12 protein-coding genes are annotated in these 11,457 nt (G+C 60.5%); 6 read left to right on the forward strand and 6 right to left on the reverse strand.

Features of this window, described 5'->3' with window-relative positions; translation table 11 throughout:
• Positions 1 to 55 precede the first annotated feature (55 nt).
• Both DX908_RS08910 and dnaK read right to left on the reverse strand, forming a co-directional pair.
• Entirely contained in the window at positions 56 to 796 is a 741-nt protein-coding gene (locus DX908_RS08910; RefSeq protein WP_116391999.1) for a class I SAM-dependent methyltransferase, read from the reverse strand.
• A gap of 347 nt (positions 797 to 1,143) precedes the next feature.
• A complete protein-coding gene (dnaK, locus tag DX908_RS08915; RefSeq protein ID WP_116392000.1) occupies positions 1,144 to 3,069 on the reverse strand; it encodes a molecular chaperone DnaK in 1,926 nt (641 codons plus the stop codon).
• A gap of 272 nt (positions 3,070 to 3,341) precedes the next feature.
• On the opposite strand from dnaK, the gene DX908_RS08920 reads away from it, so the two are divergent.
• Positions 3,342 to 4,589, forward strand: coding sequence for a transferrin-binding protein-like solute binding protein (locus tag DX908_RS08920; protein WP_116392001.1), 1,248 nt, complete (start codon positions 3,342 to 3,344; stop codon positions 4,587 to 4,589).
• Positions 4,590 to 4,595: 6 nt separating this feature from the next.
• On the opposite strand, the gene DX908_RS08925 is transcribed toward DX908_RS08920, so the two are convergent.
• Positions 4,596 to 5,924 (reverse strand): surface lipoprotein assembly modifier, encoded by a 1,329-nt coding sequence (locus DX908_RS08925; RefSeq protein WP_116392002.1) that lies wholly within the window; start codon positions 5,922 to 5,924, stop codon positions 4,596 to 4,598.
• A 37-nt stretch (positions 5,925 to 5,961) separates the two neighbouring features.
• Complete coding sequence (gene grpE / locus DX908_RS08930) at positions 5,962 to 6,585, reverse strand: nucleotide exchange factor GrpE (RefSeq protein WP_116392003.1); 624 nt, start codon at positions 6,583 to 6,585, stop codon at positions 5,962 to 5,964.
• Between the two features lie 79 nt (positions 6,586 to 6,664).
• Here grpE and cutA point away from each other — a divergent pair, with 79 nt between their 5' ends.
• Complete coding sequence (cutA, locus tag DX908_RS08935) at positions 6,665 to 6,997, forward strand: divalent-cation tolerance protein CutA (RefSeq protein WP_116392004.1); 333 nt, start codon at positions 6,665 to 6,667, stop codon at positions 6,995 to 6,997.
• Here the strand turns inward: cutA and hrcA are convergent.
• Complete coding sequence (gene hrcA / locus DX908_RS08940) at positions 6,978 to 8,012, reverse strand: heat-inducible transcriptional repressor HrcA (protein ID WP_116392005.1); 1,035 nt, start codon at positions 8,010 to 8,012, stop codon at positions 6,978 to 6,980. The two genes, cutA and hrcA, sit on opposite strands and share 20 nt — an antisense overlap.
• Positions 8,013 to 8,126: 114 nt before the next feature.
• Between hrcA and rph the strand changes: the two genes are divergently transcribed.
• The 4 genes from rph (at position 8,127) to DX908_RS08960 (ending at position 10,884) form a co-directional block, all read left to right on the forward strand.
• Positions 8,127 to 8,834, forward strand: a complete 708-nt coding sequence (rph, locus tag DX908_RS08945; protein WP_116393042.1) for a ribonuclease PH — start codon at positions 8,127 to 8,129, stop codon at positions 8,832 to 8,834.
• A 2-nt stretch (positions 8,835 to 8,836) separates the two neighbouring features.
• Positions 8,837 to 9,889: a lysophospholipid acyltransferase family protein gene (locus DX908_RS08950; protein WP_116392006.1), complete on the forward strand. Its 1,053-nt coding sequence runs from the start codon at positions 8,837 to 8,839 to the stop codon at positions 9,887 to 9,889.
• A 95-nt stretch (positions 9,890 to 9,984) separates the two neighbouring features.
• Entirely contained in the window at positions 9,985 to 10,461 is a 477-nt protein-coding gene (locus tag DX908_RS08955) for a DUF1203 domain-containing protein (protein ID WP_116392007.1), read from the forward strand.
• Between the two features lie 39 nt (positions 10,462 to 10,500).
• Positions 10,501 to 10,884 (forward strand): thiol-disulfide oxidoreductase DCC family protein, encoded by a 384-nt coding sequence (locus DX908_RS08960; protein WP_116392008.1) that lies wholly within the window; start codon positions 10,501 to 10,503, stop codon positions 10,882 to 10,884.
• On the opposite strand, the gene DX908_RS08965 is transcribed toward DX908_RS08960, so the two are convergent.
• Entirely contained in the window at positions 10,862 to 11,416 is a 555-nt protein-coding gene (locus DX908_RS08965) for an acyloxyacyl hydrolase (protein ID WP_116392009.1), read from the reverse strand. The two genes, DX908_RS08960 and DX908_RS08965, sit on opposite strands and share 23 nt — an antisense overlap.
• Between the last annotated feature and the right edge of the window lie 41 nt (positions 11,417 to 11,457).

Raw genomic sequence — 11,457 nt, forward strand, 5'->3', positions numbered from 1 at the left:
TTGAACCCCGCCCCCGAACAGAATTCAGGCGCGCCGGGGAGGCGGAACGGGCCGCTTAGCGTTTCTTCAGGAAAATATACAGGCATTGCGAAAGGAAAGACGGGGTCACCGCCATATATCCAAGCCATACCCGCGCGAGGAACGCCGAGCCAAAATTATAGGCGGGCTGGGCGTTGTAGTAAAAACTGTGGTCCTCAAACGCCTCGCCTGGGAAATAGCGCCGGATCGCGAATCTTGTGTTGAGGCGAAAGGCGGTGGGGAAGACATCCGCCTCGCCGCGCTGGCCGGGCTGACCCTCCAACATCTTGGCGTGCCGGTCATTGGGGATGAGCCGTGCGCCGATCGCGCCATAGCCCCATTTGTTCGGCGTCCACGCACAGAGCCAGCCGCTGGGTTTGAGGACACGAGAAAGCTCCGCCGAGACCCGATCGGGGTCCGCGATATGCTCGAAGACGGCATAGGAATAGATGAGGTCGACGGAATTGTCGGGCAGCGGAATGGTGCCGTCGGCGCCGATGAGATGGGTCTCGTCCATCGCGTCATTGGTCATGACGGCCTCATCGACATCGACGCCGATGATCCGGGCGCAGCGCCCCTTATAGGTCGAGATGCGGTTCAGATGTGGTCCGTATTCGGCAAAGCGGTTCCGGCCCGCGCCGTAATCGAGGACGGTCATGTCTTCGGTCACCAGCTCATCGACCATGGAGAAGAACAGCAGGCGGTCCTGCCGCCGGTGGAACTTCACGATCCGCCGTTCGGGGAAGAGTTGCTGCATGGGGCCGCGCGCGTCAGCCATGTACCTCGCCCTCAATGATCAGAGGACCTCTGATACGTCAGAAGCGTTAAGAGGAATTATGCTCAGATTTTTTGCCCGCGGGTCAGACGCGGTGGGCGGGGTCTGATCATGTCTGGAATCGTCATTGTAGTCCCACAACCACCAGAACAACTGCAACCTGAATAAGCTGGCTCTGAGCTCGGGCGCTGCCGCCAGGTACCGAGAGACGCCAGGCCCATCATCGCAGAGCAAATAACTTTGAGGATGAGCATCATATTCTATCTCTTTTCGAAATTCAGCACGCCTGCGCTGACCGAAAATGAAAGAGGCCCCCTAATGGGGGCCTCAATCAAGTAGATTCCGTACGCTTACTTCTTCTCGTCGCCGTCGACTTCTTCGAAGTCGGCATCGACGATTTCAGCATCCTGCGCTGCATCGGCAGCCGCATCAGCGGCGGCGGCCTGTTCCGCCGCATCGGCGGCTTCGCCCTGACCGTAGATGGCTTCGCCGAGCTTCATCGAGGCGGTGGCGAGCGCCTGAACCTTCTCGTTGATCTGCTCTGCGGTCGCATCTTCACTTTCAAGCAGCGAGCGGGTGTCGGCGATGGCCGCCTCGATCGCTTTCTTGTCGTCGTCGCCGATCTTGTCGCCATGCTCTTTGAGCGAATTTTCGGTCGAGTGGACGAGGCCTTCGGCCTGGTTCCGGGCTTCGACCTTTTCGCGGCGTTCCTTGTCCGCCTCGGCATTCGCTTCGGCGTCCTTGACCATCTGTTCGATATCGTCATCCGACAGACCGCCAGAGGCCTGAATCCGGATCGATTGCTCCTTGCCCGTCGCTTTGTCTTTGGCGGACACGTTGACGATGCCGTTGGCGTCAATGTCGAAGGTCACCTCGATCTGCGGTACGCCGCGCGGGGCCGGTGGGATGCCGACGAGATCGAACTGGCCGAGATTCTTGTTGTCCGCGGCCATCTCACGCTCGCCTTGCGCAACACGGATGGTCACGGCCGACTGATTGTCCTCAGCGGTCGAGAAGACCTGAGATTTCTTGGTCGGGATCGTCGTGTTCCGGTCGATCAGGCGGGTGAAGACACCGCCGAGCGTTTCAATACCGAGCGACAGCGGGGTCACATCGAGGAGAAGAACGTCTTTGACGTCACCCTGAAGGACACCGGCTTGGATCGCCGCGCCTTTCGCGACGACTTCGTCCGGGTTCACCCCTTTATGCGGCTCCTTGCCGAAGAAGCTTTTCACCGTTTCCTGGATTTTCGGCATCCGGGTCATGCCGCCAACGAGCACGACTTCGTCGATATCGTTCGGCGTGAGGCCGGCATCTTTGAGCGCGGCCTTGCAGGGCTCGACCGTGCGCTTGACGAGATCCTCGACGAGGCTTTCGAATTTCGCGCGGGTCAGTTTCAGGTTGAGGTGTTTCGGGCCCGAGCTGTCCGCCGTGATGTAAGGCAGGTTCACTTCATACTGGCTGGCAGAGGAGAGCTCTTTCTTGGCCTTCTCAGCCTCTTCGCGAAGACGCTGCAGCGCGAGTTTGTCAGAGCGCAGATCAATGCCCTGCTCTTTCTTGAACTCGTCCGCGAGGTAATCAACGATGCGCAGGTCGAAATCTTCACCGCCGAGGAAGGTGTCACCATTGGTGGCCTTCACCTCGAAAACGCCGTCGCCGATTTCGAGAACCGAGATATCGAAGGTACCGCCGCCAAGGTCATAAACGGCGATGGTTTTGCCTTCCTGCTTGTCGAGGCCATAGGCGAGCGCAGCGGCTGTCGGCTCGTTGATGATCCGCAGGACTTCGAGGCCCGCAATCTTGCCGGCGTCTTTGGTCGCCTGACGCTGGGCGTCGTTAAAGTAGGCAGGGACCGTGATCACGGCCTGCGTGACGGTCTCACCGAGATAGGCCTCGGCGGTTTCCTTCATCTTGGTCAGTACGAAGGCGGAAATCTGGGAGGGCGCGTATTTCTCACCGCGCGCTTCGACCCAAGCATCGCCATTGTCGCCTTTGACGATGGAATAAGGGACCATGCCCTGGTCTTTTTTGACCGTGGGGTCTTCAAAATTGCGGCCGATGAGGCGCTTGATCGCGTAGAACGTATTATTCGGGTTCGTCACCGCCTGACGGACGGCGGGCTGACCGATGAGGCGTTCGCCCGCATCGTTGAACGCCACGACGGACGGGGTGGTGCGGTTACCTTCCGCATTTTCGATGACTTTGGCTTCCTTGCCTTCCATCACCGCGACGCATGAGTTGGTCGTTCCGAGGTCAATGCCAATCACTTTGGCCATAGGTCATTTTTCTCCATTGCAAGCAGACAGCGTTGCCAGTGTGCTTTATCTTCGGGCCAAGCCACGAGACACCCCTGACGGTACAGTCTCTTCAGAAAATGGCAGGGCTTACCCTCACCGGGAGGGCATATAAGCAGAGCTGATCGCGGCTTCAACGCCCCTCTTTTGATGAAACTCAATTCAAGGTCTGCCATCAGGCTTAAGCGCCCGTTCACTTTGCTGAGCTAGGTAATCCCTCGATTTTTAGTGTGTCCTTGAGAGGATTGACGCCGATGGCTGGCCGTTTTCTGACCGCGAGCGCCGCTCTCGCCCTTGTCGCTGCGTGCTCGAGCACGGGCGGGGGTGATTTCACCGAAACCCCGACCCCTGTCGTTGACGGGAGCACCGGGCAGACCGGGCCACAGCGGAACCTCCTGCTCTCTGACATGTCTTATGGCTCCCCGGGACGGGGCCGCGCGATCAATGAAACTTTCGAGCTTCAGGTCTCAACCTTTCAGGTCGCCCCTGACGCAAATGGCTCGACCGGCCCAAGCGGCAATGCTGTCCTCGGCCTTGTTGCGAATTCCGCCGACATGGAAGGCTTCAGCGAAGGCAACACGCTGACCTTTACCGCGGCGACTGGCGAATTCGTCTTCGACATCAACACCGACACGGGCGCCTTCTCGCGCTCGGTCTTCGACATTCTGATCGACGATCCATCCGAAATTGCGGGCCTCGAGAATTCGCGGACCGCAAAGCTGTGGGGGTCGAACCCGACGCTCAGCTTCTACTCGAATGGCACGCCTTATAATTTCCAGGATGCCTATCCGCTAGCCGGGATCAACGGCAACTCCTCCGTGGCCGCCATTGCCAACGCCCTGACCGCACTGGCTGAGTCCGATGTTGATGCGGACCAGGATTATTATGATGCGATCACGACGGCGGCGAACCAGCTGATCGATAATCCGGACCAGTTCCATTACGGCTATAATTTCGCGGGCGGCTACGGCTATTACACCGCAACGAATCAGACGGGCACCAATGGCGAAACCGAGACGGTCGCAATTGGCGAGTTCTCGGAATTTGCCGATACGGGCGAGCAGACCTACGGCTTTTTCGTCTACGGTCACCGCACGCCACTGGGCGAGATGCCGGCGACCGGCACGGCGCTTTATGAAGGCAAGGTCTCGGGCGCGGTCCTGACCAACAACTCCGTCCGCTCCCTGACGGGTTCTGCCAATATGGATGTCAACTTCTCAACCGGGCTGCTTGATTTCTCGATCGCGACCCTGATCCGTGAAGGCGGGAACAATGAGGGCGGCACGACTTTCCTTCCCTATAAGGATCTCAACGGCACGGGCACGATCAACGATACGATCTTCTCGGGCAATCTGATCGAGCCGAATGGCGATTCCTCAGGGGACTTCCAGGGCGCTTTCTTTGGCCCTGTCGCCAATGAGGCGGGCGGCACGTTCCGCTTTGGCAATGGCGCCTCTTACGCTGCAGGCGCCTTCACCGTCGCGCAGCCGACCGACAATTAAGGGGTATCAGAACGATTTGGCGAGACCGACATCAACAGCATGTCGGTCATAGTCAAAGAGGCTGATCGTCGATTCATTATCCGTATAGCGATAACTTAAAGACGGCGCGAAGCCGCGCACCGCAAAATCGCGGATCGACAGGCTGGTCGTCAGATCATAGGTGACGTCCTCGCGCCGCTCTCCGCCATAGAACTGCGTTGCTTTGTCAAAACGCCGGAAGGTCACCTCGGGGCGGATCCCCAGATTGATCCGGTAGGGCAGCGCGACCAGCGCGCCGAGATTGACCGCAAATTGAGTATTCGCAAGGCTTTCAGCCTTTGCCGCCTCCCGGATCGCCGCAACACCGCCTGACAACCGCAGCCGCTTGGCCGCCGCCACCGTCACCTGCGTTCCTGCCAGAAAGACAGGGCCATCGCGGTCAGGCTGCTCGTCATAGGTCACATGTCTGGCGGCCACTTCCCCCGCGAGAAGCACGCGCTTGTTCATCGCCCGCTGAAGGGCAAGACGCCCACCGACACTTGCCGCATAAGGATCACCGGCAAAATAGCGCCGGTCGGCAGTCGCCGCGATGACGCCTGTCACACCGTTCTCGCTGCCCAGCCGCACACCGAGTTCCGCCGCAAGGGTTGCCTGATCGAATTCAATATTGCCGTAATCGGCGACTTCTCCGCGTACCGCGAAATGCCCGCGCACCCCCTCGCCGATCTTGGGCGTTACCGCCCCAGAGAGCGCATAAGTGACACCAAGCCCTGACTGCTGGCGGGCCTCATCATCAAGCTGGGCGGGCAGGAAGCCGAAAAGGTTGAAGGTCTCGTCGCTGGTCGCAGAATTCACATTCGTCGTGGGCGCGGCGGCGGCCCGGAAATCGACATGGACGACGCGCCGCTCCTCAAGCATCCGCATGTCCGATTTGGCCTGCGTCGCGACAACATCAGGCGGGTTCTGTTTCAACATCGCGCGGATATGGCGGCGGGCCTCGCGATCGCGCTTTTCCTGGATCAGGAGCTGGATCAGATCATTCTGGCGGCGCCAGTCGGCAGGGTCGTAGGCGACCATCGCCTCAAGGATGCGCAAAGCTTCCTCCTTGTCCCCCCTTTTATAGGCGATCTTGGCGGCCAGCGCATCGACGGGCCGCATATCGAAATCGTCCGGGTTCGCTGCAGACAGCGTGCGAAGGATCGCCTCCGCCTCTCCCAGCTTCCCCTCATCCACTAGCCGCGAGGCGATGACGAGCGCGCCCTCTCCCGTCGTTTTGATCTTGTCAGCCGCAAGCGCTCCGCCCGCGCAAAGCGCGGTCGTTGCCATCAGGCCAAGAAGGAAGGAACGGTGAGCCATCGGGCGGACATTCCACCCGAAAGCCTTAAAGCCACGTTTAGGATGATGCAGTGGCCTCGGCGCCGGTCGAAACCGTCACCATGGCCGGGCGGATCACCCGGTCGCCGATGAGAAAGCCCGGCGCCACGACATCGACAACGATGTCCTTTGCCGCGCCGCCGCCCGGCACCTGTGCTATTGCCTGATGCACATTGGGATCGAAAGGCTCACCCGCCGGATGGATGCGCACAACGCCATTCCGTTCAAAGACGGTCAGGAGTTCCTTCTCCGTCATGCGGATGCCGCCAACGAACCCGTTAAGAGCCTCGGCATCCATAGTCGTGGGGTCTTCAGGCGTATGGTCGAGCGCGCGCTGGAAATTGTCGGCAACCGACAGAAGATCGCGCGCAAAAGAAGTGATGCCGTATTTTGAGGCATCGGCTTTCTCGCGATCCGCGCGTCGGCGGGTATTGTCGAGCTCTGCGGCCACGCGCAGCAGCTGGTCTTTCAGACCATCAATCTCGCCCTGCATTTCGGCGATGCGCTCTTCGGCCAGTTTCTTGATCTGATGACCGTCCAGAGCCTCATCGCGGAGGTGATCGGGGATATCCTCAGGCTCATGGTCCATGAGGCTTTCCTCATCCATCACAGGATCCTCGGGCTTGCCGTCGGTGTCACTCATGTCACGTGTTTTCCGTTGTTCTGATCGGGAGGCAGGGCATGTACGTAAAGGGGCCCGCCTATTCAAGGAACGAAGCCTGATGAACGCCCCCGTCCTGATTGTCCAGACGACAGTTGCCTCGACGGCCGATGCCGAAAAACTCGCAAAAGCGCTGATTGAGCGGCGCCTTGCGGCCTGTGTGCAAATGAGCGGGATCACCAGCGTTTATCGCTGGGCCGGCGAGGTCCAGTCGGGGAACGAGATCCGGCTCGACATCAAGACGTCGGGTGCGCGCAAAGACGCGCTGCTTCAGGGGCTCAAAGAGCTGCACCCCTATCAGGTGCCAGAGTTGCTGGTGATCGATGTCGATGCGGCGGGTGAGGGCTACGCCAAATGGGTCGCAGAGGAGACGGCTATCGAACCAGCCGGCTGACGACATCCGCCGTGTAATCGACCAGCGGGATGACCCGCGCATAGTTCAGCCTCGTCGGCCCTACAACGCCGATGACACCGATGATGTTCCGGTCCTTGTCGCGGTAGGGCGCGGTGACAACCGAGCTGCCCGACAAGGAGAAAAGCGGGTTCTCCGAGCCGATGAAGATCCGCACGCCCTCGCCTTCTTTTGCGGCGTTGAGGAGATCGACGATCCCCTGCTGGCGTTCAAGCTCATCAAAGAGCCGCTGGACGCGCTCAAGGTCATCGCCCGCCGCGGCGAGCAGTTTCGACTGCCCCTTCACGATCAGTTGAGGGCCACCGCCCGGTCGTTTGGCAAGATCGGCAATCCCCTGCCGGACAAGATCCGTCGTCAGCTCATCAAGCTGCCCGCGCTTCTCGTCGATCTCGCGAAGGACCGATGCGGAGGCCTCGGTCAGGGTCCGGCCCGACATCTGGGCGTTGAGGAAATTCGCCGCCTGAATGAGCGAAGTCGCCGGCAGGCCTTCGGGCACAGAGATCAGCCGGTTTTCGACATCGCCCGCATCATCGACCAGCACCATGAGGGCGCGGGCCTTATCAAGCGGCACGAAGCTGACCTGCCGCAGGGGCCGGTCATATTTTGAGGTCAGGACGAGGCTTGCCGTCTGGGTCAGGCCCGAAAGCTGGCTGGCCGCGCGATCAAGCAACCCTTGCGCATGGCCCTCGCTGCCCGCCTCTTCTTCGAGCGCGGCGCGTTCCTCGGGCGTTGGGGCGCCAACCTCCATCAGCCCGTCGACGAAGAGCCTGAGCCCCTCTTCGGTCGGCATCCGCCCGGCAGAAGCGTGCGGGGAATCCAGAAGGCCGATCGCGGCAAGGTCCGACATCACATTGCGGATCGTCGCCGCAGAAAGATCGAGACCCGTTGCGCGCGACAGCGTGCGCGAGCCGACCGGCTGGCCGGTTTCGAGATAGGTCTCGACCAGGGATTTGAAAATCGCCCGGGAGCGGGTGTCGATGTCAGTGAGCAAAGTCATGTCAGGATGTGATGTATGCTGCCGCGCGGATTTTTGCCAACGCCCGCAGTGATCTGCCTCGACCGCGCCGACGCGGTCGTCTATGCGGGCCCACCAAGAATTGAGGAGATGCCCATGCGCCCTTCCGGCCGCAGCTTCAACGAAATGCGCGAGGTCAGTTTCGAGACCGGCGTGAACCGCTACGCCGAGGGCTCCTGCCTCGTCAAATTCGGCAACACCCATGTGCTCTGCACGGCAAGCTGGGATGAAAGCGTGCCGCCATGGATGCGCAATTCCGGCAAGGGCTGGGTGACGGCTGAATACAACATGCTGCCGCGCGCGACCCACACACGGGGCCGCCGCGAACGCGACAAGGGCCCGGGCGGACGCACGCAGGAAATCCAGCGCCTGATCGGCCGCTCCCTGCGCGCCGTTGTCGACATGCAGGCCCTTGGCGAGCGCCAGATCCTGATCGACTGCGATGTCATTCAGGCCGATGGCGGCACACGGACGGCTTCGATCACTGGCGCCTATGTCGCGCTGCGTCAGGCCGTCGAGTGGGCCAAGTCGAACGGCATCATCAAGAATGATCCGATCACCGACACGGTCGCCGCGATCTCCTGCGGGCTTTATAATGGCAGCCCGGTTGTCGACCTCGATTATGATGAGGATTCAAGCGCGCAGGCCGATGCCAATTTCGTTTTCACCGGCTCCGGCGGCATCGTCGAGGTGCAGGGAACGGCGGAAGGCGATCCGTTCTCTGAGGAACAGTTCACGACCCTCCTCAGCCTTGCCCGCCGCGCCTGTGATGAGCTGACACAAAAACAAAAAGAGACCGCATAAGATTGGCTGAGACCCTGCCTGACCAACCCCTGGTCCCGCAATATCCGGCTGCTGACGGCAAGCCGCTTTATCCGGCACAAACTCCGGAAGACCGGGATATTGCGCACTGGCAGGAGAACAGCCCCTATTTTGTGCCGCCCGGCGATGCCAAGCACCCGCACATTGTTGATACACTGATCAAAGAGCGGGCGGTCAAGCTGTCGAAATCCCGGCTGTGGCCGCTTTACCGGCATTTCTTCAACTGGCTGCTGAACTATAAGGCGGCCAAGAAGATGGTCGATACCGCCGGGCGCTGGCGGGCGAAGGAAGCCTTTGGCTACGCTTCGGGCCTCCTCAACATGACGCTGGATGTCGAGGGGCTCGAGCACCTGCCGCGCGATGGCGCCTTTATCCTGACGATGAACCATCCGACGGGGATTGCTGACGGGCTCGCCGTGCACGATGCGATTGTCGATGTGCGCTCCGACGCCATCGTCTTCGTCAATGGCGATGCCTTGCGGCTTAATCCTCTGCTGACGGATAAACTGATCCCGGTGGAGTGGCGGGAGGATAAAAAGACCCGCGCCAAATCCCGCGAGACGCTGAAAGCCTCGAACGCCGCCTTTGAGGGCGGACGGGCGATCATCCTGTTCCCCGCCGGGCGTCTTGCCTATATGGACAAGGACAAGGTCCTGCATGAGCGTGTCTGGCAGACGACCGTCGCAGCGCTCGCCAAGCGCTATAAGGTTCCGGTCGTCCCCGCCAACATCAAATCGCGCAATAGCTGGCTTTATTACTGGTTGTGGAACGTCAATGAGGAGCTGCGCGACATGACGCTGTTCCATGAGCTGCTGAACAAGGCCGGCAAGACGTTTCGTATTCGCATCCAGAAGCCCATTCCCTATACGGATATCCTGAAAGACAATGACGAGGCCGCCGCCGAGATGCGCGCCTATTGTGTCCGCGGGATTGATGAGGGCCTAAGCTTTGACGAGTGGCGGGAAAAAGACGGCACCTATGATGTCAAAGAGGGCATCCCAGAGAAATCAAGCCCGAAGACACCGGACTGCGTCTGACGCCACGCCGTTCGCGGGATTCGGACGCGGGCTTATGTTCCAGATTGCCGATTGAGAAGTGAACGGACAGTCTCCCCTCCATCAAGGAGGAAGCCATGTCATTCCAGATACACGCCCTGCCCGCTGCGCCTTTCGCGCGCTATTTTTCCATGTCCGAGGAGGAGCTGGCCGCCAACCGGGCCCGCCGGGTCAAAGCCACCAGCTTTCCCGGCTGCCCCTGCCGCGTGAGCCTTGAGGATGCAGCCGTCGGTGAAGATGTCATCCTGCTCCATTATGAGCACCAGCCAGCGGACTCGCCCTATCGTTCCAGCCACGCGATTTATGTCCGGCCCGGCGTCAGCCAAGCCGAACCAGAAGAGGACACGATCCCGGACCAAATGCGCGGGCGCCTGCTCTCGGTCCGGGCATTCGGCAAGGACGACATGCTGACCGGCGCAGAAGTGCTGGAGGGCACGGAACTCGAAGAAGCCATCGGACGGCTCTTTGCCAATCCGAGGGCGGAATATCTTCATGTCCATTACGCCCTGCCCGGCTGTTATGCCGCAAAAGTCACCCGCACCTGCGACACATAATCCCGTCGAAAGCCCCAGAGGCCGTCCTATATTCAGAGGATGGCCAGCACACCTTCCCTCACCGTCTTTTATGACGGCGCCTGCCCGCTTTGCCAGCGGGAGATCGGGTTGCTCCGGCGACTCGATGGCCGGCGCGGGCGGATCAATTTCGAGGATGTCTCGCAACCGGACGCCGCGCCCTCCTGCTCGATTGAACGGGAGGTACTGATGGCGCGGTTTCACAGCCGACTGCCCTCAGGCGAAATCGTCAGTGGCGCGCGTGCCTTCACCGAGGCATGGAGCCGGATTCCTTATTTCATCTGGCTACGGCCAATCGGTCGCTTCGCCCCGACACGCGGGGCGCTCAACCTGATCTATAGAGAGTTCCTGAAGATCAGGCCCGGCCTTCAGCGGCTCGCCGCTAGAACTGATAGCCGACCCTGACGCCAAAATTGTCGAGACCCTCATTCTTGCCTGAGCAGAAAACCTGCCCGTGGCTGAGGTGCTCCCAATAAAAGGCGACGCTCATATTCTCGCTGACCTTGCGGCCGATCGCGGGCGCCAGATGGAATAGCGCGTCACAGCCATAGGTGCGCTCCGTATCCAGAATACGCTGGCGCTCGACCGGCATGTTGGCGGGCGGCAGCTCGGTCCGGCCATTATGCCCAACGACACCGAGCTGGAACTCGGCAAACCAGTTTTCGCGGAAGGCGATCTCCGGCTGGAGCCCGGCGCCGCCAAAATCGATATAGCCATCAGTGTTGGTCACGCCGACGAGATAAGGGCGAATGCCCCAGCGGCGGCCCGAATATTCAGGCATCCTGCCGAACACATATTCGAACTGGATATCAAAGCCGCTTTCCCGATCGGAAATGTCGTGCTTGGCAACCCCGAGCCGAACTTCCCCAGCCTGCGCAGGCAAAGCGGTCAACGTAAAAAGGCTAGCGAGCAGAGCGGTCAGTTTGAGGTGCTTCATCACTTCCCCCGTAAGGTGTGTTCCCACATCCCCTTACCACG

This window comes from Parvularcula marina, from assembly GCF_003399445.1.
GTDB lineage: Bacteria > Pseudomonadota > Alphaproteobacteria > Caulobacterales > Parvularculaceae > Parvularcula > Parvularcula marina.